At 57.6% G+C, this 26,424-nt stretch carries 16 protein-coding genes; all 16 read left to right on the forward strand.

What is annotated here, in order from left to right:
* Nucleotides 1-152: 152 nt before the first annotated feature.
* The 16 genes from AC1ATL_RS08070 (at nt 153) to AC1ATL_RS08145 (ending at nt 26,374) form a co-directional block, all read left to right on the forward strand.
* Nucleotides 153-1,454, forward strand: a complete 1,302-nt coding sequence (locus AC1ATL_RS08070; RefSeq protein ID WP_476569830.1) for a class C sortase — start codon at nt 153-155, stop codon at nt 1,452-1,454.
* A gap of 850 nt (nt 1,455-2,304) precedes the next feature.
* On the forward strand, nt 2,305-3,663 hold the full coding sequence (locus AC1ATL_RS08075) for an ATP-binding protein (protein ID WP_476569831.1): 1,359 nt from the start codon (nt 2,305-2,307) through the stop codon (nt 3,661-3,663).
* A 179-nt stretch (nt 3,664-3,842) separates the two neighbouring features.
* Nucleotides 3,843-4,826 (forward strand): sulfite exporter TauE/SafE family protein, encoded by a 984-nt coding sequence (locus AC1ATL_RS08080; protein WP_476569832.1) that lies wholly within the window; start codon nt 3,843-3,845, stop codon nt 4,824-4,826.
* 452 nt (nt 4,827-5,278) lie between these two features.
* A complete protein-coding gene (locus AC1ATL_RS08085) occupies nt 5,279-6,415 on the forward strand; it encodes an ATP-binding protein (protein ID WP_432624340.1) in 1,137 nt (378 codons plus the stop codon).
* 675 nt (nt 6,416-7,090) lie between these two features.
* Nucleotides 7,091-8,623 carry a hypothetical protein gene (locus AC1ATL_RS08090; RefSeq protein WP_476569833.1) on the forward strand — a complete coding sequence of 511 codons (1,533 nt, stop codon included), beginning with the start codon at nt 7,091-7,093 and terminating at the stop codon, nt 8,621-8,623.
* Nucleotides 8,599-9,354 carry a prealbumin-like fold domain-containing protein gene (locus AC1ATL_RS08095; RefSeq protein ID WP_476569834.1) on the forward strand — a complete coding sequence of 252 codons (756 nt, stop codon included), beginning with the start codon at nt 8,599-8,601 and terminating at the stop codon, nt 9,352-9,354. The genes AC1ATL_RS08090 and AC1ATL_RS08095 overlap by 25 nt, the downstream gene beginning before the upstream one ends.
* 9 nt (nt 9,355-9,363) lie before the next feature.
* Nucleotides 9,364-10,359: a class C sortase gene (locus AC1ATL_RS08100; protein ID WP_432624338.1), complete on the forward strand. Its 996-nt coding sequence runs from the start codon at nt 9,364-9,366 to the stop codon at nt 10,357-10,359.
* A 48-nt stretch (nt 10,360-10,407) separates the two neighbouring features.
* On the forward strand, nt 10,408-14,304 hold the full coding sequence (locus AC1ATL_RS08105) for a SpaA isopeptide-forming pilin-related protein (RefSeq protein WP_476569835.1): 3,897 nt from the start codon (nt 10,408-10,410) through the stop codon (nt 14,302-14,304).
* 358 nt (nt 14,305-14,662) lie between these two features.
* The gene (locus AC1ATL_RS08110) at nt 14,663-17,305 is read left to right on the forward strand and encodes a glycoside hydrolase family 31 protein (protein ID WP_476569836.1); all 2,643 of its coding nucleotides are present in this window, start codon (nt 14,663-14,665) and stop codon (nt 17,303-17,305) included.
* 171 nt (nt 17,306-17,476) lie between these two features.
* Entirely contained in the window at nt 17,477-19,573 is a 2,097-nt protein-coding gene (phoA, locus tag AC1ATL_RS08115; protein ID WP_476569837.1) for an alkaline phosphatase, read from the forward strand.
* Between the two features lie 608 nt (nt 19,574-20,181).
* Entirely contained in the window at nt 20,182-22,068 is a 1,887-nt protein-coding gene (gene dnaK, locus AC1ATL_RS08120; RefSeq protein ID WP_476569838.1) for a molecular chaperone DnaK, read from the forward strand.
* 2 nt (nt 22,069-22,070) lie between these two features.
* Nucleotides 22,071-22,787, forward strand: a complete 717-nt coding sequence (grpE, locus tag AC1ATL_RS08125) for a nucleotide exchange factor GrpE (RefSeq protein ID WP_476569839.1) — start codon at nt 22,071-22,073, stop codon at nt 22,785-22,787.
* 213 nt (nt 22,788-23,000) lie between these two features.
* Complete coding sequence (locus AC1ATL_RS08130; RefSeq protein ID WP_476569840.1) at nt 23,001-24,026, forward strand: DnaJ C-terminal domain-containing protein; 1,026 nt, start codon at nt 23,001-23,003, stop codon at nt 24,024-24,026.
* A 77-nt stretch (nt 24,027-24,103) separates the two neighbouring features.
* The gene (locus tag AC1ATL_RS08135; protein WP_476569872.1) at nt 24,104-24,652 is read left to right on the forward strand and encodes a heat shock protein transcriptional repressor HspR; all 549 of its coding nucleotides are present in this window, start codon (nt 24,104-24,106) and stop codon (nt 24,650-24,652) included.
* A 362-nt stretch (nt 24,653-25,014) separates the two neighbouring features.
* On the forward strand, nt 25,015-25,305 hold the full coding sequence (locus AC1ATL_RS08140) for a hypothetical protein (protein ID WP_432624587.1): 291 nt from the start codon (nt 25,015-25,017) through the stop codon (nt 25,303-25,305).
* A gap of 397 nt (nt 25,306-25,702) precedes the next feature.
* Nucleotides 25,703-26,374 (forward strand): HAD family hydrolase, encoded by a 672-nt coding sequence (locus AC1ATL_RS08145; RefSeq protein WP_476569873.1) that lies wholly within the window; start codon nt 25,703-25,705, stop codon nt 26,372-26,374.
* Nucleotides 26,375-26,424: the final 50 nt, after the last annotated feature.

The following is a 26,424-nucleotide window of genomic DNA, read 5'->3' on the forward strand; positions in this document are numbered from 1 at the left end:
CATGAGGGGTGGAACCCAGTTCCACCCCTCTATGCGTGTCGCCGCGACTCGTCCGCCGATTGTCCGACGATTGGGTCAGGAAAATCCGCACAACTATCGCGGTGCAAAGGAATACGGCATCGCGTCCAGTAAAGCAATACGAAGGAATGCATATGAGCAGTAAGCGTGCGCGTAAAACGGGCGAAATCGTGGCCCGACTGCGCAGCATGCTCACTTCCCTTATGCCAAGGTTTTCCGGTGCTTCAGCGGTGTTGGGTAACGTAGCTGCGTCGGGTTCTTCGAGCGATTCCGCCGCCATTGATTCCGCCACATTGGCTGTTGCGGACAATTCGTCGGATATCGCTTCGAATTCCGCCGCCGAAACCGTCGACTTTCCTACGTGGGAGCACATCCTCGGCATCGACGAGGAAGGCCGCGCCGAACGTGAAGCTGAACATCGCGAAAAACGCCATTCCTCGTTCTTCGGTATCCTCGCCGTATTGCTCATCGCCGGATCCGTGCTGGTCGTAGGCACGCCGTTCGCCATGCGGGCGCTCGAGCGCAGCCAAGTCGACAATGTGTCCAGCCAAACCGCCAAAACCGTGGCCGGATGGCCATACCAGAAAGTCAAAGCGGCGCTCGCCGCAGCGCGCGCGTACAATCAGCGGCTCGCAAAAACTAGTCAAAGCGTCATAGGGGAGGCGCGTGATCCGCTGGAGGCGCCGGATGCGGACGGTGCTGGGGCTGGAAGCTCTGGGGGTGCTGGGCGCAGCGGCAATGCGAATAGCGATGCGAGCGGCAGCGCGCCCAGCAGTGCGTCCAGCAATGCGAACAGCAGCGGCGACGACTCCCTCGCCGCCCAAGACAAGGAATACCAAAGCCTGCTCGACGTCGGCGAAGGCGTAATCGGCACCGTGCGCGTCCCCAAAATCTCCGTCAATCTACCCATCTACCACGGCACCAGCGACGACGTGCTCGCACGCGGAATCGGCCATCTCTACGGTACCTCGCTGCCGGTAGGGGGTAAAAATACGCATGTCGTGCTCACTGGGCATCGCGGACTCATGAACGCCGAATTATTCACGCGGCTCGACGAACTGCGCAAGGGCGACGTCATGTACCTTGACGTGATGGGTGAAACGCTCGGCTACAAGGTGGACCGCATCAGCGTGATCAAGCCCAACGAAGTGGACAAGCTCAAAGTGGTGCCCGGTGAGGACCGCCTCACCCTCATGACCTGCACGCCGTACGGGGTGAACACGCACCGGCTGCTGGTCTCCGGAGTGCGCGTGGCGATCCCGCATGCGAAGGCCGCTTCGGACGGCGCCAAAGATGCCCGGGCCATGGCGGTGCGCGTGGCGATCGGCGTCGGGTGTTCGGTGCTGGGCATGTGGTTGTGGCTCGGGCTCCTCAACCCGCGGCGCGACCAGTGGATGCTGATCCAGCACGCCGCGTCGCGGCCCGACTGGGTGTGAGTGTGCTGTGGCAGGCGCGAAGTGTGCCGTGGAGTTTCGTAGTAGTTTTCCTCTGGTTGGTCCGGGCTTGCGCGGGCAGAGTGCGACCTGCTATGTGTGGCTGCGGTGGAGTTTCGTAGCAGTTTGTGATGGCTGTTTTGTGTCACGATTCGAAAAATCGGCTGAAATTCGGGATTGTGACACATTCGTGCCAGACCAAGTGCCCCCGTACTGCCATTTCCGGACGATTCTGCCGTGAAAACGGTCGTTCGGGGGTATTTGTGCGGCAGAAAATGTGTCACGATTCGCAAAATCGCCCGAAATTTCAAATCGTGACACATTTGCGTCTGTCTTGATACCCCCGTACTGCCTTTTTCGAGTATTTCTGCCGTGGAAATGTGCATTCGGGGGTATTTGTGAGGTGGCGGATGTGTCACAATTCAAAAAATCGCTCGAAATTCAGAATCGTGACACATTTGAGAGGGCGCGGTGGAGTTTCGTAGCAGTTTGTGGTGGTCGGGGAGAGAGGACACCGATTTGCTGGACGTGTGGTGGAGTATCGTAGTCGTTTTGCGTGTTCCGTTTCACCTCCTGCGCCCCCCTGTACGCTCTCAAAATGCACCATACGGGAAAGTGGTGGAGTTTCGTAGCAGTTTCTTTGGTTGCTTTATACGGAACTCGAGTTTCGTTGCGCTTGGGCACTTTTTGAACTCGAATTTCGTTACAGAATTTCGTTGCACAATTACGTTACAACTTTCGTTACAGAAAACGTTACGTTTGATATACTAAAAACTGCGAATTCCGTTACGATTTTCGTTACGTAGCTCCGTTACGCAATTCCATGCCATGTGACATTCCAAGGAGGTCGGACATGCTGAAACGCAAGGTTTGGAACGATCTTGAGGATTGGAAGAAACGCGGCGCAAACAAAGCGCTATTGATTGCTGGCGCGCGGCAAATCGGCAAAACGACAATCGTCCGCGAATTCGCAAAACGCAACTATCAGTGCTTCGCTGAACTGAACTTTCTGGAAGATCCCAAAGCCGCCTCGATTTTTGAAGGATCGCTGAACGCCGACGAGATCGTCGCGAATCTTACGGCATATTTGCGTGTCCCGCTGGAACCGGGCAATACGCTGGTGCTTCTCGACGAAATCCAGGAATGTCCGGCGGCGCGCACGGCAATCAAATTCCTTGTGGAGGACGGTCGCTTCGACTATGTGGAAACCGGTTCGCTGCTTGGCGTGAAGACGCGCCAGGTTGCATCGTATCCGGTGGGATTCGAGGAGCAACTACGCATGTATCCGCTGGATTTCGAGGAATTCTGCATGGCGAACGGCGTACAGGATTCAACGCTGGACATGCTGAAAAAACATTACGAGGCGCGCACCCCCGTCCCGAAGCCGGTGCACAACGCCATGATGAACCTGTTCCAGACCTACCTGGTGGTGGGCGGCATGCCCGACGTCGTGCAGCGGTACGTCGATACGCACGACATCGGACAGGTCGTGTCCCTGCAAACGGATTTGCTGACTTTGTACCGACTCGACATCGCCAAATATGCCGAAACGAAGGATCGGACGAAAATTCGCAACATCTTTGACGCGATTCCATCCCAACTAGACGACAAAAACCGCAGATTCGTGCTCGCCGACCTTTCCAAAAACGCACGTCAAAACCGATACGAGAGCAGCTTCCTCTGGCTGTCGGACGCCGGCGTCGCATTGCCTTGCTATAACGTCTCCGAACCGGTTCCACCGTTGGAAAACAACAGCAAACGCAGCCTGTTCAAACTGTTTCTCAACGACGTCGGACTGCTGTGCGCGGCCTCCATGGGCAACATTCAATACGACCTTCTGCAGGGCAATCTCGACGTGAACATGGGAGCAATCATGGAGGACGTGGTCGCCCAGGAACTGCGCGCCCACGGCTTCGACCTGCATTACTACAATTCGACGCATCTCGGCGAAGTCGATTTTGTGGTGCAAAGCGGCAAAAAAGTGCTGCCGATCGAAGTGAAATCCGGCAACGATTGGCGGCGTCACAAGGCTTTGGATAATATGCTTGCGATTGAGGATTGGCATTTGCGTGACGCGTACGTGCTTTGCAAAGGCAACGTCGAGACGGACGGGCCGATCACTTATCTTCCGTTGTATATGACCATGTTCCTCAAGCCTGAGCGGATTCCGGAGTCTTTTGTGTATGCGCCGGATCTGTCGGCGTTGATGTAGGAATGCGATGTGATTTGCTATGAGTGGTTGCGGTGGAGTTTCGTAGTAGTTTGTGGTGGCTGGGGAGAAGAGAAAACGGTCTGCGGACGCGTGAGCGGAATGCCGTTCTGCGGCTTTGTGAAATCTGCGGGTGATGGCATGCGACGGGTGAGTAGTATCGGGCGCAGAAGGAGCGCGATATGGGTGATGCGATTGAGATGGATGGCGAGAACGCGGTAGTGAGCGGTAAAGGCGATGATGCGAGTGGCGCGCTCGACACGGGGGAGACGCTCGGCGGGCTTGCCGACTCGAGCGGTGAACTCGGCGCGAAAGGAACGAACGGCGCACTCAGTGAGGAAGATGCTGCTGGCGAAATTGGCGCGGGGGAGGCGCGCGGCGCGCGTGCGGTCGCGATACTGGTGGCGGTCGGCGTGGCTGTCGGATTGCTGTCGGGCATGTTCGGCATCGGCGGCGGCACGGTGATTGTGCCTGCGCTTGTATGGCTGGGACTGTCGCAACGCAACGCGGCCGCCACGTCCACGTTGGCGATCGTGCCGACCTCCATCTCCGGCGTCATTTCATACGCAACCGGCGGACACGTCGACTGGATCGCCGCGCTGCTGCTGTTCTGCGGCATGTTCGTAGGCGGGCAAATCGGCAGTTGGCTGCTCGCGCGTCTGCCGGAACTTGTGCTGCGGTGGATTTTCGTAGCATTTCTTGCTTTCGTGGTTATTAACCAGGCGGGATTCGTGCCGTCGCGCAGCCAACGCATCGTCATGACCGTGACGACCGGCATCTGCCTGGTATTGCTGGGTGTAGTAATCGGCACGTTGGCCGGATTGCTGGGCATCGGCGGTGGAGCGCTCGCCGTGCCTGCGCTGTCGATGCTGTTCGGTGCGTCCGACTTGATTGCGCGCGGCACCTCGCTGCTGGCCATGTTCCCGAATTCGATCACCACCAGTGCGGCGAACCTCAAACGCAAGTTGGCGCACGTGAAGACCGCGCTCATCATCGGTGTGACGGCGGCCGTGACCGCGCCGCTGGGCACGTGGGCCGCCGGCGCGGTCACGCCGCGCGTCGGGTCGGTGCTGTTCGCCTGCTACCTGTGCGTGCTGCTGGTGCGTTCGGTGTTCGTGGCGGTGAAGGCCACGCGTGAGGTGCGGGCTGGGCGGACCGTGCGTTAGCCGGTGCGTGCCGCTGGTCTGGGCATGCCGTTAGTCGGTGTATGCGTCGGTTTTGCATCATGGATTCTGCCAAACCGACGCTGAGGGCGTGCTAAGCGTCGGTTTGGCAGAAGGAGTTCCACGAAACCGACGCTGAGGTGGCGCTAAGCGTCGGTTTGGCAGAATGACAGCGATCAAACCGATGATGAGGGCCCTAAGCGTCGGTTTGGTGGATTAGGTTCTGCGAAACCGACGGTGAGGCGCTGCTGAGCGTCGGTTTGGCAGATTAGGTTCTGCGAAACCGACGGTGAGGCGCTGCTGAGCGTCGGTTTGGCAGAAGGGATGCGATGGAACCGACGGTGGGGTGTGATTGTTGCATGGCTGAGGATATGAGGGGATGGAAAAAAGATATGAAAAGATAAAAAAGGATTAAAAAGAATATGAAAGGATAGAACAAAAGAGAAAGGCCGGCCATGATTTCCTCCATCAATCCATTCAAGCCATCCGCGGGCGCGAATCCGCCGGAGTTGCTCGGTCGAGATGAAATCTTGGATGAATTCGAGGAATCGCTACTGTCAGGTCCGGGAGCTCCGGATCGACTTCTGCGCATCTCCGGAAGCCGCGGCATCGGCAAGACGGCACTACTGAATGCACTCGGTAAACGTGCCAAATTGCACAAATGGGAAGTAATCGATGAAACCGCGGCACCGGGATTTGTTGGTCGGCTCATCGCAATCATCGAAGCGGAATTGAATCGCAAATCGGTGAAATCCGTTGATTTGCCAAGCGTGGCTGTTGACGGCATCGGCAGCCTTGACCTTGGCAAAATCGAATTCAATGCTCAAACTATGCCGTTGACATTGCGAGCTTCGCTTGGCGCGTATCTTAATGTGATCTGCAAGCACCATCCTGAACGGGGGCTGCTTATCACGCTGGATGAAACGCAGGGTGCGACGCAGGCGGAAATACGGGCTTTGGCGACCGCGGCACAGCATTTAATCCGTGAGGACCGCAATATTGCGATTGCGCTTGCCGGACTACCTGGCATGGATTCGTTCCTGCTGCATGACGAGGTCACGACGTTCCTGCGTCGTGCGACGCCGGTCGAATTGAAAGACATTCCTCTGGATCTGGTGCGAGAGTCGTTTCGTTCAATTTTCGAATCGAGCGGATACGCGGTGGATGCGGATGCGCTCGACGCCGCGGCCGAAGCGACTTGCGGATATGCGTTCATGATTCAGCTGGTTGGATACAACATTTGGCGTTGTTCGCGCGATGCGCGACGCGTCGATGCCAGTGCGGTAGGTAAGGGGGTTGAGTCGGCGCGTATCAGACTCGGTGGAACGGTGCATGAACCGGCTGTGGAGGATTTGTCTGAAATTGACCGCACGTATCTGCTTGCGATGGCGCAAGACGATGGCCCGTCACGTACGGGTGACGTGGCGAAGCGAATTGGGAGGAATGCGCAGTATGCCGGGCGTTATCGTCAGCGGCTGATTGATGCAGGTGTGATTTATTCGCCGACATACGGGTATGTGGAGTTTACGATTCCATACCTGCGCGAATGGTTGCAGCAGCATGCAGCGACGTTGGTGATGCGTCGCGTGTGATTGCGGACGCGGCGGGGTGCTGGGCGTCGGTTGATTTGGCGAAGGGATGCTGCCGAATCGATGGAGGCTGCGGAGTTTATGGGAAACTGGCAACTTTACTTTGCAAGTTTGGAGAAAATCGGCAAAGTAAAGTTGCCAGTTTCTTTTGCGTGGGTTGTTGAGCGTCGGTTTGGTGGAATGAGTTCTGCTAAACCGACGGTGAGGGGTGGCTGAGCGTCGGTTTGGTGGGATGGGGGCGATGGGGTCGACGGTGAGGAGGGGTTGGGTGCTGGGTTGGGCTGTAGATGGTTGGGGAGCTGGGTTGAGGTGGGTTGGGGATGGCTGGGCGGCTGCGGGGAAGCGGTTGGGGATTGCTGGGAAGTTATGTGAACGTGCACGACACGCCCGAAATCGATGAATAGTTAGGTCATTTTACGTATAGGGCGTTTTGTTGATTTACGGCTTGTCAAACGTTTGACAAGGGGGATGCGGAAAAGGCGGGGGGGGGGTATTCGACGACGAGTTTCCCCTAAATGAATGCATAATGAATATAGCGCTATTTATAAGTACATAAATAAGCACTTGCCGCTACCGCTGTGTGCAATGAGAGCAACCGCGATGCTCCCGCTTTTTCGAATACAGCCGAGGCAGCACGAATTGAAGAGCCAATCTCCTGCGCAAGGAGGAAGGGTAGATATGAACAGTATTGTGAAGCGCGTGCTTTCGGGCGCGGCCGCTTTGGGTATTGCACTCAGCGGTCTGGCTCTAGGTGCGGCGTCGGCCAACGCCGACGATGTGGTACAACCGAAGTCCAATCCGACTACGGGCACAATCACCATTAAAAATCAAGATGAATACACAGTTATTCATCAATTCCAAGGATGGAATCTGGCGAAGCTCACCAATGTGAGCGCAGCGCTGTCATCCACTGCGAACCAGTATCTGCTTCAGTCTTTCCAGATGGACACCATTGATAAGTATGTGACGCCCATCGAGACTGCGATGAAAAAAACTACTGCCTCGGATGCCAAAGGTAAGCAAACCACTCTGTATGACTTGTACACAGCCGATAAGAACTATTGGGTGAGCGATAACAATACGAAGAAAAATAATCCGATGGGTTGGCTTGCTTCGTATTTCTCTGGCGATGCGCGTGAAAATGGTGTCGCGAACGGTGGTGTTGATTGGCAGACCTCCAAGTCTGATCTTCGTGCTTTCACCACGAATCTGGATGCTTTGCTGCGTGCAAAAGACGGTGCAGACAATAACACCTACGCTGCTGATGCTTCATTCCAATCTGACGGCAAGCCTGAAGAAGTCTCCCAAGGCATGTGGTTGCTGGACGATAACACTTCCGATCAGGGTCTGGCCAGTGGAAAGAATCTAAAGAATGCTCAGGAGAACGCGTCTGTCCCGATTTTGCTTTCCACCACGTATAAGAACGTTGCGTTCAAGACTGCTGATGGAACGACCAAGTCGGTGGATGTGAATTATGGCAATCGAGGCGTGATTGGCGAGATCACCGTCAAGAACACGTTGCCTTCCATTGCTAAGGAAGTGGTGACAGGCAGCGCGAACACTGGGTATACGTCCCAGGACCATCCGGATTATGCGGTCGGTGATGAGATAAGCTATCGTATTTACTCCCGCGTGCCGGTCTACACTGGTTACGGATATAATCCGAACTATAATTCGAACTATAATTCGAACTATGCGTCGTGGGATAACATCCCAGTGAATGAAAAGGCCATCACTCGCCATCTCGATATTGTCGATACCGCATCCAAGCAACTGACCGTTGACAGAAGCAAGACCAATAACGTCACCAAAGCGGTGGAATCGGTGCAGCTGGTCAATCCGCAAACTGGACATGTGGATGCGATATTGCAGGAAGGCACTGATTATGATGTCGCCTTCAAGGATGTTGTGGATTCTGGAACCGCCTACAATGACGGTACTGAGACCACGATCGATCTGGGCAAGTATGTCAACATCACCGCAAGCTCCACTGCTGCGAAGAATGGCAAGGGCGTGCTGGAAGGCGATACAATCGTGGTGATTTTCAAGGCGACTCTGAACAAGTATGCTGCGATTTCCACGGCCAACAATGCGTTGGGTAATCCGAATAAGGTCACTTTGGTGTATTCGAACCGTGCTTCGGATGGCAGCAGCATTGGTTACCTTCCGGGCGATGAAGTGAATGTGTGTATACATTCAAGTTCCAGCTGAAGAAGACCGATGAAGCGTACAAGAGCAGCAACGGCAAATCCGGTCAAGCTCTGCAGGGCGCGAAGTTCGTGGTGCAGGCCAGCGATACTTCAGAGCATAAGGGCAAGTACCTTGCCACCACGAAGGACGATGAGGGCCACTATGACGTATCTTGGCTGGATGCTAAGCCTTCCAAGAATGAGACCTTGACATCCAAGGGTGTGTTCACATCTAACGACAAGGGTATTGTCGAAGGATTGGTTGGCCTTGATGCTGGCACCTATACCGTCTCTGAGATTCAGGCGCCAGAAGGCTACATCGGATTCTCCCTGCCGACCTTCAAGATCTCCATCTGGCCCCAGTACCATTATTCGAATGGCACTACTGGCAACGGCTACCAGCAGCATACGTGGACGTGCAGCGAATACTGCAAGGCTGATGCGGACGGTAAGACCGCTTGGGGCGACTGGACCATCGGAGACAAGAATGGCAAGGCCGGCATCGAGGCTGAGGAGAACGGTACTGTCGAAGTCGCTAAGGGCGACAACAGCGATTACGTATACACCGATGCTGCAGAAAAGACTCCGGCTTACCAGCTCAACGTGTACAACGCCAAGTATCTGACTCAGCTGCCGCTCACCGGCGGAATCGGTTTGATGATGATCGTCGTTGTTGCTGTGCTGCTATTCGGCGCATCTGGCATTCTGGTCATCCGCTCTCGCAAGGCGTCCGCAGCCCGTCGCAGCGCCTGAAAGTAAACGATGATGGCGAAAGCGCTTCGCACTCAGATTGAGGTAACCGCAGTCTCCGATGATACCGAAGAGTCTGCGGAAGCCGCACAGGCAAAGCAAGCGGCCGAACTTGACCGCAAGCTTGCCAAGAGAGCGAAGCGTGACGCCATCGCCGCAATCGTGATTTTTATTGTTGCGGTTATCGTTTTATCGTTCCCTTTCGTAACGAGGGCAATCTCTAGTTATCGACAGCGGTCTATGGTCAACCAATCAAAGACCGTTGTCGATAGCTGGCCTTATCCGCAAGCCAAGGAGCAACTGAAAGCGGCGCGTGAGTACAATCGGCGCCTTTATAGAAATGGTCAATCCGCAATTGGTGAGGTTGTGGATCCCTTTCAGAAAAGCGGCGAATCCCAGGACGATTCATTGGCCGCGCAGGACAAGGAATATCAATCCCTTCTGGACACTGGACAGGGTGTGATGGGAGACGTCCGCATTCCGAAAATATCGGTGAATCTGCCGATTTTCCATGGAACTGGTGAAGTGGCTCTTAGCAAGGGAACGGGCCATCTGTACGGAACTTCTCTTCCGGTAGGAGGTAAGAACACCCATTCGGTCATCACCGGTCACCGAGGCATGGTCACCGCCGAGATGTTCACCAGGCTGGACGAGCTGAAGAAGGGCGATGCTTTCTATATCGATGTGATGGGTGAGACCTTGGGGTACAAGGTGGACAGCATCAAAGTGATCCTTCCTACGGAAGGCACAAAGTACTTACGTGTGCATCAAGGTGAGGACAGAGTCACCCTGATGACGTGCACGCCATATGGCGTGAATACCCACAGACTACTGGTCTCTGGAGTGAGAACGCCACTGTCGGAGTTGGCTGATCAACATGACAGTGCAATCTACCGCGACGTAATGGTTGGTGTTATAGCGGTCGTTGCGATTATTGCCATAGTGGTCGTTGCGAGGCGACAATCGTGGTTGCCGGTACGACATGCGACGAATCGCAGAAACCTATAAGCTTTATTGATTTTAACGAAAAAGGATTCTCGGGAAGGAAGGAACATCATGAGCCGATCACGTCGACGCAAGCATGCATTCTGTGGCGTCGCATCAGTGTCTGGGCGAGTGGTGCCTTGCAATTGGGCTAGACGCGCAGGAAAGGTCCTGGTTGCGTTTGTAGCGGCGTTTGCTTGCCTGTTTTCGATGGTGGCTGCTTCTGGAACGGCACAGGCAAACGATTCTTCCAGTACTGCAATCAGCCTTGGAGATGAAATCACAGGTTACAAGATGGAATACCGGACCATTACTGGATACAGCAATGGGCAGCCGGTGTACGGCCCTTGGACGACCATGGAGCCTAATAGCGATGGCTCTTACGATTTCGATGCCGACAAGAACCCCAATTGGCAGTACAGAATCCGGGCTGAATATTCTCTTAAGCCGTATTATCTGAAGGATAAAAATACCGATTCGGTAACCTATAAGGTCCCGGACAGTCTGAAAGTTCTGTCCGGATCTTCCGGCGGCGTTCTTGGCACTGATGGATATACCAAGTACGGTACATATACGCTGGATAAAAACGGACAGTTCACTATCGTGTTTAACAAAACCGCCATGGACGAGAACGGCGAAGGTGGCGTAATCAATGGATGGTTGACGTTTGAAGCCCAAGTCAGCAGAAAAGGCGAGCATGAGGGCGGGGAAATTGATTTGCCGGGCAACGGTGGATTGATCAATGTCGGTAAAAAGTACGATCTGAACGTGCAGAAGACTAAGGGCACGTTGGACAATGCTTCGCAGACTCTTCCCTTCATAATTACGGTGTCATCACCGGAATACGGCACTCCTGGCAAAGTGAAGCTGTCCGATGTGATGGAGAACGGATCCATTAAAGCTCCGGTGACGGTTACGGGCACCCATGCTGATGGTTCGTCGTTCACCGTTGTCTTGCAAGATGCCGACGGCAAGAATATCGATGCGAATGCTTTGGATGGGAAGAATTCGTTTGAAGCCTATCTGCCACAACTTGCGGCTGGGGATACTATCGTCATTTCGTATGATGGCGTTGGCAATGTCGCACTTGGTGGCAATGGCGACATCAAGAACACGGCCCACGTCGAATCGAAGGACGATAACGGCCATGAGGTGAAAAGCGAAGCTTCCGCTGATTGGTGGTTCGAAAACAAACCTGATTTGAGCAAAACTGCCAGTGGAGTCGATGCCAACGGCGCAATCAAATGGACGGTGGTTGTCAACAAGGATCACCGTAATTTGAAGGGCTGGACTTTGAATGATTTGCCGGGAGCTGGCCTTCAGAACAGTCTCCAGGATGTTCAGGTGTATGAAGAGGGACATCCCGAACAAGCCACTAAAGTTTCGTTCCCCGTGACGTTCTCCAAAGACAACACCAAGACGTACGTTTTCACCTATTCGACTGCGATTGATGGGAAGTCATCTCAGGCAAATCAGAAAGACTTCAGCAATACTGTTTCAATTTGTCCTACAGATTCCCAGGATGGGAACCTGTGCGCTTCGAAGAGCGGGACATACTCCATGTCGAACCCATTTGCCAAGTCCTCCATCGGTAATGTGAATGTGTTCGAGGACCAAAACACTAAAGAGCGTAGCGCCAATCTCAGTTGGCAATTGAACATCGGCAGCAGCGACAGGGACCTCAAGGGACCTTGGACATATACCGATACGTTGCAGAGCGTTACGCAAGATAATCACTCCTATCCGCACTATTTCACCGATGCACAGCAGACCGCTATCGAAAAGTCGATTAAGGACGCGATTTCCGATGCATACAGGGGAACTGGAGTCACCCCTGAGTACACAATTGCATTCGGTTCGTCGAATGGCAGCCAGCAGAAGAACCAGTTCACTATTACCATGCAGACCGATCTTCCGAAGGAAACTAAAATCTCCTTCAAGTATTCTTCCACGGTTGCCTTGGGTACGGAATATAACGGATTGCGTTTTACCAATTGCGCGAATATAGGTAATTTCTGGGATTGCCCGAGTGCCGATATTCAGGAATACCATAAGCCTACTGATCCACAGGAACCGGATTATCCGAAATTCAACATGGTGAAGCATGATTCGGCAGAGACGAACGGCCCATATTCCGATTTCACCAACCATGATTACACGTCGCTGAATACGACGAAGACGGCTACATCGACAGACAAAGCCGGGACGCCCTATATGTCGTGGACCATCGATTTCAACCCAAGCTGGGATATGGTGGGCAAAAGCAAAGGCGACTTGGTTCTGACGGAGAAGCTGCCTAAAGGCACACATCTGCTGACTGGTATATCCGCTAACGACGGCGAAGCTGGATTGCAGCTCGAAGGGCGTCAATATGACGATAAAGGAGCAAGCAAGGTATTTACTTTCAACGGAAATCATGGCCAAGCTACTTATGTGACGTCATGGTGGCCGCGTGAGGAAACTGCCTATGCGACTGCTGATCTCCAAGATGATGGCACTGTTAGAATCACCATTCCGCAAGCCACCTTGCAGAATTGGGCTGACAAGGTGGGCATGACGAATTATGACGGATGGAAGTACCAGCAGATGCGACTTATCGTCCGTGTGGCCTTTGATGATGGACAGTTTGACGACTATGAAGTCTCCCATGCCTATGAGAACACGGTAGTCGCATCCTTCCCGGGTAGCAAGGATGTCGAATCCTCTCAGGAGCAGACCATTCGTCGTGATGCTTGGAAGAATCTTGTCGACAAGCAGAACATGAACAAGATTCATCTGTACGACCAAAGCAACCCTGAACAGGTTGATAATGAAGCTCGGTATCAGCTCAATATCAACCCGGATTCGTTGTGCGTCGGTCAGAAATCCGATAATCAGTCTCGTGGAGCATGCTCGCCGAGCGCGTACACCTTCAAGGATGTGGCGAAATACCAGCATATTGCGGGCTATAACGATGCGCAGCTGGTATTGGACCCGGATAGCGTGCACATCTACGTGCCGGATAAGAATGGCTCGCAAATCATCGAACGGGTCAAATTCGATGAGCGGGGCAATGTGATAACCACAAATCATGGAACTGTCGTTGACGGCGGCGATGTGGTTCCTGAAGTCGAGAAAATCAAAGTCCGTGAACTGGATTCCAGTCAGTATTCGTATGTGGTCGATTCGGAACAGACCGATACGTATAACGGATGGTGGACCAGCACTCTGACCTTTACCGTTCCGAACAAGACCGCGCTCATCGTCGACTACACCTATAAGGTGATTGGTGCGAAGGATTCCTACGTGGCCATTTCCAATGTGGCTGAGGTGAATGGCAAAAAAGCGTGGCCTGCTGACCGCACGTTCGCCGCGCATATTACGCAAGCCGCCGCTGGAGCGGATGTCGCTGAAATGCCGATCAACGTATTCAAGGTGAATGCGGACAACAACGCGGAACGTCTGCCTGGAGCGGAATTCGAGCTCTATGGATGGGAAGGCAAAAATAGCGAACATCCATACACGTGGAAGAAGCTCGAAACAAAGAGCCCGTTGCGTACCAACGAGAAGGGTCAGCTATCACTCCATAAGTCCATATTCAAGAATCCCGATGAGTTCACTTACAACAGGGCGTACAAGCTGGTAGAAGTGGAAGCTCCAAGCGGATATGTATGCGAACAGGAGCCGAAGTATTTCGTCATCGACAATGCCGATACGGACAAATATCCGGTGCAATGGCCTTGGGAATTCGGCAAGGATGGCTATGAGTACGCCAATGGTACCCATGTGGTTGTTGGAACATTTATGTATTTCAAAGATGCTCCAGTGATTCTGCCACTGACCGGCATGCTGGGCGGAGCGCGTTGGATCGTGCTTGGCGGCGCGGTGCTGGCCGTCATCGCAGGGGCGTTTGCGATGGATTCCCAGCGGGCCGCTCGGCGTCGGTTGTGCAGCACACTTTCCACCAAACCGACGATGAGGCGCCGCTGAGCGTCGGTTTCGCGGAATGGGTTCTGTCAACCGACGGTGAGGCGGTGCTGAGTGTCGGTTTGGTAGGTTGGGTTCTGCTAAACCGACGGTGGGGCGCTGCTGAGCGTCGGTTTTGCGGAATGGGTTCGATGAAACCGATGATGAGGGCGATAGGCGTCGGTTTGGTGGAATGGGGGCGATTGAACCGACGGTGAGAGGTGGGTGAGCGTCGGTTTGGCAGAAAGGATGCGACGGAACCGACGCGGCGGTTATTACGGCATAGGCGGGTATATGCGGTGGGGGCGTCGCGGTATATCCTATACACTGCATTCGTAGTGCATTACCAGGTTTCCGCAATCGCCAACTATCGAGGAATCGCATGACCGATAACGTTTTCACGGCGTTCGTGCGCAACGCACAGCCGCAACCCAATCCCAGCAACATCATTCAAGGCGATCGGTGGCGCATCTGCCTGCTCACCGACGCGCTGGCCCGCTTCGAGTGGTCCGACACCGGCCATTTCGAGGACCACGTCACCCAAACCGTGCTCAACCGCGACTTCGGACATCGCGTGGAACGCACCGTGACGGAACGCGACGGTCGCGTCATCATCGACACCGAAAATCTGCACATCGACTACGACGGCAAGCCGTTCAGCAAAGAAGGCCTGTGCGTGGTCGTCAAGCATATTTCCAGCACCCAGTTCAACACCTGGCATTACGGCGATCAATCAAGAGGTAACCTCAAAGGCACCGCGCGTACGCTCGACGAAGCGGACGGCGACAAGAAATTCGGCCAGCCGCTCGACATGGGCGACGGCGTGATCTCGCGCGACGGCTGGGCGGTACTCGACGATTCCAAATCGAACGTGATCGTGCTCGCCGACAGCGTGAACGGCAAGCCGAATCCGTTCGGCTCCTGGGTCTCGCCGCGCGACAAAGGCTGCATCGACCTATATTTCTTCGGCTACGCGCATCGCTATATCGAAGCCGTGCAGGACTTCTACAAGCTCACCGGACCGCAGCCGCTGCTGCCGCGATTCGCGTTCGGCAACTGGTGGAGCCGCTACTACCAGTACACGCAGCCCGAATATCTGGCGCTCATGGACCGGTTCAAGCGCGAAGGCATCCCGTTCACCACGTCCGTGATCGACATGGATTGGCATCTCGTCGACAGCGTCGACCCGAAGTACGGTTCCGGCTGGACCGGTTACACGTGGAACCACGAGCTGTTCCCCGACCATGTGAAGTTCCTCGACGAACTGCATCGCAAGGGGCTCAAGACCACGCTCAACGTGCATCCGCGCGACGGCATCCGCGCATTCGAAAACGCGTATCCGAAGGCCGCCAAGCGTATGGGCGTCGACCCGGCGAGCGGCGAGAACCTCGAATTCGACCTGACCAATCCGGACTATATGGACGCCTACTTCGACATGCACCACGATCTTGAGGCCGAGGGTGTTGACTTCTGGTGGCTCGACTGGCAGCAGGGCGGCGTGACGCGCCAGCCCGGCCTCGACCCGTTGTGGATCCTCAACCACATGCACTACCTCGATTCCGGCCGCGACGGCCGCTGGCCGCTCACCTTCTCGCGCTACGCCGGCCCCGGCTCGCACCGCTACCCGGTCGGCTTCTCCGGCGACACCGTGATCACCTGGGATTCGCTCGCCTTCCAGCCGCAATTCACCGCCACCGCGTCCAATATCGGCTACGGCTGGTGGAGCCACGACATCGGCGGCCACATGTTCGGCTACCGCGACGACGAGCTCGAGGCACGCTGGTACCAGCTCGGCGCATTCAGTCCGATCAACCGCCTGCATTCCAGCAATTCGCCGTTCTCCGGCAAAGAGCCGTGGAACTACACGGGTGACGTGCGTGCCTCGATGACCGCCTCGCTGCGCCTGCGCCACGCGCTGCTGCCGTACCTGTACAGCATGAACTACCGCGCCGCGTTCGAAGGCCGGCCGATCATCGAACCGATGTACTGGCAGTCGCCCGAGACATGGGCCGCCTACGATTACCCCGACGAATTCCGCTTCGGCACCGAGCTTGTCGTGGCGCCGATCGTCAGCGCCGCCGATCGCAAGGTAGCGCGCGGCCGTGCGGATTTGTGGTTGCCGCAGGGCGAATGGTTTGACTTCTTCGACGGCCGTCGTTATGAGGCGCGCGGGGATGCGGGGCGTGCTGTCACCGTATGGCGCGCGCTTGACCGCATGCCGGTATTCGCCAAAGCCGGCGCGATTGTGCCGATGCAGCGACTGGGCGAGGGGGACGACGTCAACTCCATCGCCAATCCGACCGCGATGGACGTGCTGCTCTTCCCGGGCGCTTCCGGCGAATTCACGATGCGCGAGGACGACGGCGTGTACGCGCACGCTTCGGCCGGACGCACGGCCGACACTGCGTTGCGTTGGCAGTGGTGTGATGGCGATACGGGCGATTGCGCTGGTACTGCTGGTATTGGTGCTGTTGCTGGTGCCGGCGATGCTGCTGATACTGGTAAAACCGCCATATTCACCGTCGACCCGGTCCGCGGCGACAGTTCCGACGCGGCTCCCAAGTCGCGCGATTGGACGATCACTGTACGTGGTGTCGCCCGTCCCCGCATTTCCGGCAATCGTTTGGAAAGTTTGGAAGGTTTGGAAAACGGTGTGCAGGCTTCCGTCGGAAGTGTTGATGTGACGTTGCATCCAGCCGACATTTCCTACGATGAAGCGACCATGAGCCTCACCGTCACCGTGCGCGACGTGCCGACCGACCAATCGCTACGCATCGCATTCGTGGACGGTCTTGAAATCGCCGAAAATCCGGTGGAACGTGACTGCTACGACATTCTGCTGCACGCGCAAATCCAATTCTTCGCCAAGGAAAAGGCGCTGAACGCGATCCGCGAGGAAGGCGTGCGCGCCATAGGATCGTTCGCGGCGCTGAACAAGAAACCGCGATTCGACGGCGACTTCCTTGACGTGGACCTGCCCGAATCGGTGGTGTCCGCTCTGGAGGAAGTGCTGCTCAGAAGCTGAGCCGACGCGTTCACTGCAAAGACACATTGGTTTCATTTCGATTTCTTCTGCGGGTCCTCTCCCGTACTTCCACACGCCATAGCGTGTGTGTTGGCATCGCAAGATCCAACACAAGGCATGGGAAGGACCCGTGCAAAAAAGGCGCACACGCGCACAGAAGAAAGAAGAACCATGAGCAAGCACAAGGCTCTCACGGGTGCCATCGCGGCGCTCGCCTCCGTCGCCACGCTCGGAGCGCTCGCCGCACCGGCGCTCGCGGCCGACACCACCTACAGCCCCAACGGCAAAACCGTCGCCGAACTCGCCAAGCATGGCGGCGCACAGCGCATCGCCTCAATCGGCAACGAAAAAGCAAAGAATGTCATCCTCTTCCTTGGCGACGGCATGGGCGATTCCGAAATCACCGTCGCCCGTGACTATCTCAAGGGAGCCAACGGCCACTTCGACGGCCTCGACGCGGTCGGCCAGCCGGGCGCGCTCGGTGACGCCAAAGCCGGCACCGGCCAATACACCACCTTCTCGCTGGGCAACGGCAGCAAGGACAGCGCCGTCGGCAAGGACGGCAACGGCAAACTCGCCGCCAACCCAAATCCGGGCAAAATCACCGCCGTCACCGACTCCTCCGCCTCCGGCTCCTCCTGGGCCACTGGCACCAAGACCTACAACAACGCCGTGGATGTCGACGTGTATGGCAACCCGCAGCTCAACCTTTTCGAACTGGCCAAGGCGGCCGGCAAGGCCACCGGCAACGTGACCACCGCCGAAATCCAAGACGCCACCCCGGCCGTACTCGAATCGCACTCGTCCGAACGTTCCTGTTACGGCCCGCAAGGTAAGACCGACGGCAGCTCCAACGATGCGCTGAAGCGTTGTCTGGCCAACCAGCTCAAGGAGAACGGCGGTATCGGCTCCATCTCCGAACAGCTGCTCGACACCCGCGCCGACGTGACCATCGGCGGCGGTTCCAAGTACTTCCGCCAGACAGTGCAGGGCGGCGAGTACAAGGGCAAGACCGTGTGGGAACAGGCCAAGGAAATGGGCTTCCAGACCGTTGAAAACGACCCGGCAGCCATGAACGCCCTGCAGTACAAGGACAACCAGCCGGTGCTCGCCTTGATGAGCGACGGCAACATGCCGACCAAGTTCAACCCGTCCAAGGCCACTGCCAAGGATCCGGCCAAGGACGCCAATCCGACCGTGTGCACGCCGAACGCCGACTGGCTCGGCAACCAGGGCTCCTCGCTCAAGGACATGACCAAGAAGGCTCTTGAACTGCTGGACGCCAATCCGAACGGCCAGAAGAACGGCTATTTCCTGCAGGTTGAGGGCGCGTCCATCGACAAGCAGGACCATGCCGGCAACGCCTGCGGCCAGATCGGCGAGACCGACGACTTCGACCAGGCCATCGCCTACGCGCTGCAGAACGTCGATCTGAACAACACGCTTGTGATCGTCACCGCCGACCATGCGCACACTTCCCAGATCCTCAACGCGCAGCCGGCCTACGCACTGTCCACCGTGCTCAAGACCGCCGACGGCACCAACATGGTCGTCTCCTACGGCACCGCGCAGGACGATTCCCGTGACGCCGACGGCGGCTACAACGGCGGCGACATGGAACACACCGGCACCCAGCTGCGCATCGCCGCATCCGGCCCGGGCGCCCAGCGCGTCACCGGCCTGACCGACCAGACCGACAACTTCTACACGATCGCTGGCGCGCTGGGCTTGGCCACCACCACCGATGCGCAGAACGCGCTGTCCGCCGATGCCGAAGTGAAGGTCGCCGCCGACAATGGCGCGTATGTGGCCGACGTCGACGGTTTCAATGGCGACGCGGTGCTCTCCTACGAGCTGAAGGACAAGAACGGTACCACCGTGGCCGCTTCCGATTCCTCCACCCCGCTGTCCGGCGTGCGCGTCAAGACCGCGCAGACCACGCCAATCGCGCTCGATGGTGTCACGGAAGGCGCTGAATACACGCTCACCGTCACCGGTCGTCAGTCCGGCAAGACCGTCACCGTCGACTTCCAGGCTCCTGCCGCCGACTCCGCCTCCAAGGGCGATGCCGGCAAGGACGCTGGCAGGAACGGCGTGATCGCTTCCGGCAAGGTCGGCAACAACGCGAAGCCCGTCGGCCCGTTCGGCGCGCTCGGCGAAACCGGCACCACGGTGCTGGCCGTGGCCGCCGCAATCGCCATGCTGGTCGCTATCGCGATGCTCGTCAAGACCGCCAAAACTGCGAGCGACGCCAAAAACGGCCGCTGAATGATCGGGCGGATGATGCTCGGTCTTTGATCGTCTGGCTCTGCCGTTGATTTGCCGACTGGGCAATCGCCGAATCATTGACAATCGCTGAATCGCTGAATCGCTGAATTGGTGAATTGGTGAATGACGGAACCGCCGGTGCTGGATGCCTCTTGTTGGGGCTTCCAGCATCGGCGGTTTCGTCTCATGCATTCCGCCAAACCGACGCTTAGCCAGCTCTCACCGTCGTTTTTGCGGAATGGGTGCGATGAAACCGACGGTGAGAGCGCTGAGCGTCGGTTTGATGGGATGGGTTTTGCGAAACCGACGGTGAGGGGTTGGTAAGCGTCGGTTTGGTGGAATGGGTGCGATTGGACCGACGGTGAGTTGGGTTGGACGAGTTGGGTTGGGCGAGTTGGGCTGGATGAGGCGGATTTGGAAAGTTGAGTGAGGGGCGCTCAAGATTTTTTGCGATTTCGGGAATAATAACTTGCGATTCAAAGTTGAGTGGTGTAGGCTCAAGTTTTGGAACGGGTCGAGAGATCCGAAAGAAACGTGAGCGGGAAACCGTAGAACGAGAACAACGTTCCGCCGCAGCCGACGGAACATATATGTAAGGAGTCAAAGTTATGGGACGCGCAGTTGGCATCGATCTGGGTACTACCAATTCCTGCATCGCAACGCTTGAAGGTGGCCAGCCCACCGTTATCGTGAACGCCGAGGGCGCTCGCACCACGCCGTCCGTCGTGGCATTCAGCAAGTCCGGTGAGATCCTGGTCGGCGAGGTCGCCAAGCGCCAGGCCGTCACCAACGTGGACCGCACCATCAGCTCCGTCAAGCGCCACATGGGCACCGACTGGACCGTCGAGATCGACGGCAAGAAGTGGACCCCGCAGGAGATCTCCGCGCAGGTCCTGATGAAGCTTAAGCGCGATGCCGAGGCCTACCTCGGCGAGCCGGTCACCGACGCCGTGATCACCTGCCCGGCATACTTCAACGATGCCCAGCGCCAGGCCACCAAGGACGCCGGCACCATCGCAGGCCTGAACGTCCTGCGTATCATCAACGAGCCGACCGCAGCCGCACTGGCCTACGGCCTCGAGAAGGGCAAGGAAGACGAGCGCATCCTGGTCTTCGACCTCGGCGGCGGCACCTTCGATGTGTCCCTGCTGGAAATCGGCAAGGATGATGACGGCTTCTCCACCATTCAGGTGCAGGCCACCAACGGCGACAACCACCTGGGCGGCGACGATTGGGATCAGAAGATCATCGATTGGCTCGTCAGCGAAGTCAAGAACAAGTATGGCGTTGACCTGAGCAAGGACAAGATCGCCCTGCAGCGTCTGAAGGAAGCCGCCGAGCAGGCCAAGAAGGAACTGTCCAGCTCCACCAGCACCTCCATCTCCATGCAGTACCTGGCCATGACCCCTGACGGCACCCCGGTGCATCTGGACGAGACCCTGACCCGTGCGCACTTCGAGGAAATGACCTCCGATCTGCTGGGCCGCTGCCGCACTCCGTTCAACAACGTGCTGCGCGACGCGGGCATCGGCGTCTCCGACATCGACCACGTGGTCCTCGTCGGTGGCTCCACCCGTATGCCGGCCGTCAAGGAACTCGTCAAGGAGCTCACCGGCGGTAAGGAAGCCAACCAGTCCGTGAACCCGGATGAAGTCGTGGCCGTCGGCGCAGCCGTGCAGTCCGGCGTCATCAAGGGCGACCGCAAGGACGTCCTGCTGATCGACGTGACCCCGCTGTCCCTCGGCATCGAAACCAAGGGTGGCATCATGACCAAGCTCATCGAGCGCAACACCGCCATCCCGACCAAGCGTTCCGAAGTGTTCTCCACCGCCGAGGACAACCAGCCGTCCGTGCTGATTCAGGTCTACCAGGGCGAGCGTGAGTTCGCTCGCGACAACAAGCCGCTGGGCACCTTCGAACTGACCGGCATCGCTCCGGCTCCGCGTGGCGTCCCGCAGATCGAGGTCACCTTCGACATCGATGCCAACGGAATCGTGCACGTGTCCGCCAAGGACAAGGGCACCGGCAAGGAGCAGTCCATGACCATCACCGGTGGTTCCGGCCTGCCGAAGGACGAGATCGACCGCATGGTCAAGGAAGCCGAAGCCCACGAGGCCGAGGACAAGAAGCGCAAGGAGGACGCCGAGACTCGCAACCAGGCCGAATCCTTCGCCTACCAGACCGAGAAGCTCGTCAACGACAACAAGGACAAGCTCTCCGACGACGTGGCCAAGGAAGTCACCGACAAGGTCAACGCGCTGAAGGAAGCCCTGAAGGGTGAGGACATCGAGAAGATCAAGGCCGCCCAGAGCGAGCTGATGACCTCCGCCCAGAAGATCGGTCAGGCCCTTTACGCCCAGCAGGGTGCTGCCGACGCGGCCGGTGCTGCTGGCGCCGCGGGCGCTGCCGGCTCCGCCTCCAACGCCTCCAATGGCTCCGACGACGACGTGGTCGACGCCGAAGTCGTGGACGATGACGACAAGGACAACAAGTAATCATGTCCGATTTCAACAAGGACGAGTACCTGAACGACCTGCCCGACATGGATGACCTGTCCGGGCAGGCCGCCCCGGCCGCTGGAGCCGGTTCCGCCGCCTCCACCGATCAGTCCGCCAAGGCCGACAAGCCCGCAGCTGCTGGTTCCGCCGCGAAGGAAGCCTCCGCTTCCGACGCAACTGCGAAATCGCAGGACAACGGTGATACCGCTGCCAACGGCGATGCCGACAAAGCCGGCAAGGCCGACAATGCGGACAAAGACGGCAAGGGCGGTGACACGCTGACCCCGCTTGGCCAAGCCAAGAAGGAAGCCGCCGAATATCTGGAGGCGCTGCAACGCGAACGCGCGGAGTTCATCAACTTCCGTAATCGCGCGCAGAAGGAGCAGGAACGCTTCCGCCAGCATGGCATCATCGACGTGCTGACCGCGCTGCTTCCGGCGCTGGACGACATTGATCGCATCCGCGAGCACAGCGAGATGGACGATTCGTTCAAGGCCGTGGCCAACAAGATCGACAAGGCGTTCGAGAAGTTCGGCGTCGAGAAGTTCGGCGAAAAGGGCGAGGACTTCGACCCGACCAAGCACGACGCGATCCTGCACAAGCCGGATCCGAACGCCGAGAAGGAAACCGTCGACACCGTGGTGGAAGCCGGCTACCGCATCGGCGACCGTGTGATCCGCGCGGCCCGCGTGGTCGTGGCTTCCCCGCAAAGCTGAGCGACTGAACGCGGAATAAAGCAAAGACCGAATTCCGCACTTCCTGCCACGTGAGCTTCCACGTGAAGCCCGCGTGGCCATAGCCGGGCCCCTCTGAAACGAGGGGCCTTCGACTATCCACGACTACCACGACTATCCACTATCCAACACATTGAAGAGACTTTACGAAAGACTCTGCAGACTTCATGAAGACCTCACGAAAGGAGGCACATCATGGCTGAGAATGAATGGCTGAGCAAGGATTTCTACAAGGTCCTTGGTGTCTCCAAAGACGCCACCGAAGCCGAAATCACCAAAGCGTACCGCAAGCTGGCTCGCAAATATCATCCCGACCTGAACAAGACCAAGGAGGCCGAGGAGAAGTTCAAGGACATCTCCGAGGCGTACGACGTGCTGAGCAACAAGGAGAACCGTCAGAAGTATGACGCTATCCGCCAGTTCGGCATGGGCGGCGCGCGCTTCGCCGGAGGTTCCGGCCAAGGCGGCTTCGACGCGGGCGCGTTCTCCGACATCTTCGGTTCGATGTTCGGCGGCGGCGCCGGCATGGGCGGCAACGGGTCGCGCATCCGCTTCCAGACCAGCGGCGGCGGCAATCCGAACTTCGATGACATCTTTTCGATGTTCGGCGGCGGTGCCGGAGGCCCGGGCGCCGGCGGACGCCAGTATGAGAGGCAGAGCGCCGGATACGAGCAGCCACGTCCGGAAGACGGTGAGGACCGGAATTCCAAGATTCGTCTGACCTTCCGCCAGGCGGTCAAGGGAGCCACCGTGTCGCTGTCCGCGGGCGGCAAGAAGTTCAAGACGCATATTCCGGCCGGAGTGCATGACGGGCAGAAGATCCGTCTCGCCGGCAAAGGCAAGCCGGGCAGCAATGGCGGCAAGAACGGTGATTTGTATCTGCATATCACCGTCGCCGAAGACCCGAAATTCACGTTGCGCGGCCGTGACATCGTCATGCCTCTGCCGATTACCGTCGGCCAGGCCGTGAACGGTGCGAAAGTGACCGCCACGGACATCGACGGCAACGAAATCGTCTTCAAAGTGCCTGCCGGCTCGTCCAGCGGCACGGAAGTGCGCATTTCGGGCAAGGGCGTGGTCAATCCGCATGAGAACGGCGATTTGGTCGGCCGTGTGGAAATCCACGTTCCGGAACGCCCCAACCTCGTCGCCAAGCATGCGGCCAAGGAATTCGACAAGGCTTGCGGCGACTTCGCCGACGAGCTCGCGCGGGAGCGCTGACAGTCGTGGCACGCTCATCGCGGACCTCGCACGCCTCGCAGGCGCGCGCCGCACGGCAGGCTAAGCGGCTGTACGAAATGTGCGCCATGGCGATCGTGGTTGGCCGTGCCGACCTGGACGGCGCCGATGAAGTCGGCTTCGACATCGAATTGCCGGTTTTCTCCGTCGGCGCCGCCGGCGAGCTTGCCAACGTGCATCCGCAGACGTTGCGCCAGTACGATCGGCTTGGCTTGGTCGTGCCGCAACGTACGGAGGGCGGCGCCCGCCGCTATTCGCTGCGTGACATCTCCCGCCTTGCGCAGGCCCAGCAGCTCAGTCAGGAGGACGGCGTCAATCTGGCCGGAATCACGCGCATCCTCGAGCTTGAGGAGGAGAACCGTGAGCTTCGCCGGCAGGTGGAACGGCTCCGCAAGCCGGCCGGTTCCAGCGTGTTCGCGGCGGACGCGGATGGTGGAATCGTGGAGATAGAGCAGTCCCGTCGCGCGCGCATGTGGCGCAGGCAGATCCGGACCCGCATGCGCCAGCTTCCGTCGCGTGAGTCGGCGCAATCCGTGGATGCGCCCGTGCATGCGGGGGAGGGAAGCGGTTCCAATTCCACGTCCGTGGTGATTTGGGGTGTCGACTAACCCCCTTGTTCCGACCGGTCCGAAGTCAATCTGATGTTGGCCCGAAGCCGGCCGAACACTGTTTCAAGAATGAAACGCTCCTGCAGCTGATGATTAGTTTTCTGAAAAAGCTGAAAATCGGTTGCAAAAATGATTGAAAATGGCCTTTTTTATGCAAAAAAGCCGTCCGCTGTTATATAGTTGAAGATGGTGAGCATTGTCGACTGCAATTATGTCGTAGTTGTAGTAAATAATGTTACATATCCGCATTGAGGACTGTATTTCTTCCGGTCTATATTGGGGCTTCGATGGAATATGGCTACCCCGTCTCGTGGAGAAGCGGGAGAGGTGTGCGGTGGATACAGAAAGGTTAGGAGCGTACAGTGCCAAGAGTTGCGTTCACCGCGAAGACCCGTAAATATCTCGGGTCTCTGGATGCCGTCGAATCGGTCACCCAGTATCGTATTTGCTACTCCAAGGAATTCCGTGACGATTGCATGCGCAGGTATGCCGAAGGTGGTTCGCCTGCAGCGATTTTCCGTGAGGCTGGCTTGGATCCGAAGATCATCGGATACAAGCGTGTCGAGCGTTGCATCGCCCGCTGGAAGGCCGAGAAGGCTGAGGAAGCTGAAAAGGCCCCGCAGGCTGAGCAGCAGCAGGATAACCAGGAATAAGTTTTGGACGATTCCCGCAGTGTGGCGCGTACTGTAGTCTAAGGGGGTTGGCTGCGGTGCATGTCGCGGCTGCGGCGCTGTTCCAAGCTTGAATTGGTTGTGAACGTCTGGATGAGCATTCATCCAGACGTTTTTGTGTTGTGGCGGTTTGTGTTGTGGCGGTCTGTTCCGTGAGGGGCGCGCGATGACGCCGGACGGGATTTGGCTGGCGCCCCGCTGTGTCCTGCGTCCGTCCTCAGCCGGCTTGCGGGCGTTTCCGTCGCGCCGCTCTGCTGGAATGGTTGCAGTTGACGGTTGCGGGCCGATGATTGCGCCCGGCTGGCCGTTGGAACATTATCGCAAGGAGACCGCTATGAACGAGCCGAACGTCCGGAACGCACAGACTTCCCCGGAACCGATGCTCAAAGCCGTGTTCTGGGACATGGATGGCACGTTGATTGATTCCGAGCCGTACTGGCACGAGGGTGAGATGAGGATTGCCGCTGAAAACGGCGGATATTGGGATGAGGAGCTCGCCTGGCAGGGCTCCGGCACGCCGGTGCCGGATGTGGCTCGCCGTATGGTCGAGCACGGTTGCAAACTGTCGATCGAGGAAATCGGCAAAGGCATGATCGACTACGTGGCACGGAAGGAATTCGAGCGCATTCCGTGGATCGACGGCGTCGAGGACGTGCTGCTGTCGCTGAAGGAAGCCGGCATCCCGTCCATGCTCGTCACCACGTCTCCCCGCCATTTGGCGGAAAACCTGATCGCCCAGGCGCCGGCAGGCACGTTCGCCGGCTACGTGTGCGGCGATGACGACGTCGAGAAGAAGCCGTCGCCAGCACCGTATCTCTCTGCCGGCCGCAAGCTCGGCATCGCGCCGGAAGACATGCGCTATTGCATTGCGATCGAGGATTCCATGTCCGGCTTGCGCTCGGCCGTCGCGTCCGGCGCGACCACGCTTGGCCAGACTGGCTTCATGCGCATCGACAATTCCGACGGTCCGCAGTTCGCTTCGATCAACGGCTACGACGGCATCACCGCTGCCGCGCTCGACGCCTACGTGCGCCGTCGCAACGCGGCCTGAGCGCGGCCCGTGCGGTCTGATCGCGCTAATCGCAATGGCCGCAATAGAGA

The sequence above is a fragment of the Bifidobacterium sp. LH_743 genome (assembly GCF_056355775.1).

Excerpts from the sequence above, each read along its gene's own strand:
- AC1ATL_RS08100 (WP_432624338.1), top strand. The coding sequence starts at position 9,364 with ATGATGGCGAAAGCGCTTCGCACTCAGATTGAGGTAACCGCAGTCTCC.
- AC1ATL_RS08135 (WP_476569872.1), top strand. The coding sequence starts at position 24,104 with ATGTGCGCCATGGCGATCGTGGTTGGCCGTGCCGACCTGGACGGCGCC.
- AC1ATL_RS08110 (WP_476569836.1), top strand. The coding sequence starts at position 14,663 with ATGACCGATAACGTTTTCACGGCGTTCGTGCGCAACGCACAGCCGCAA.
- grpE (WP_476569839.1), top strand. The coding sequence starts at position 22,071 with ATGTCCGATTTCAACAAGGACGAGTACCTGAACGACCTGCCCGACATG.
- AC1ATL_RS08080 (WP_476569832.1), top strand. The coding sequence starts at position 3,843 with ATGGGTGATGCGATTGAGATGGATGGCGAGAACGCGGTAGTGAGCGGT.
- AC1ATL_RS08075 (WP_476569831.1), top strand. The coding sequence starts at position 2,305 with ATGCTGAAACGCAAGGTTTGGAACGATCTTGAGGATTGGAAGAAACGC.
- AC1ATL_RS08105 (WP_476569835.1), top strand. The coding sequence starts at position 10,408 with ATGAGCCGATCACGTCGACGCAAGCATGCATTCTGTGGCGTCGCATCA.
- AC1ATL_RS08070 (WP_476569830.1), top strand. The coding sequence starts at position 153 with ATGAGCAGTAAGCGTGCGCGTAAAACGGGCGAAATCGTGGCCCGACTG.
- dnaK (WP_476569838.1), top strand. The coding sequence starts at position 20,182 with ATGGGACGCGCAGTTGGCATCGATCTGGGTACTACCAATTCCTGCATC.
- AC1ATL_RS08085 (WP_432624340.1), top strand. The coding sequence starts at position 5,279 with ATGATTTCCTCCATCAATCCATTCAAGCCATCCGCGGGCGCGAATCCG.
- AC1ATL_RS08145 (WP_476569873.1), top strand. The coding sequence starts at position 25,703 with ATGCTCAAAGCCGTGTTCTGGGACATGGATGGCACGTTGATTGATTCC.
- phoA (WP_476569837.1), top strand. The coding sequence starts at position 17,477 with ATGAGCAAGCACAAGGCTCTCACGGGTGCCATCGCGGCGCTCGCCTCC.
- AC1ATL_RS08130 (WP_476569840.1), top strand. The coding sequence starts at position 23,001 with ATGGCTGAGAATGAATGGCTGAGCAAGGATTTCTACAAGGTCCTTGGT.
- AC1ATL_RS08090 (WP_476569833.1), top strand. The coding sequence starts at position 7,091 with ATGAACAGTATTGTGAAGCGCGTGCTTTCGGGCGCGGCCGCTTTGGGT.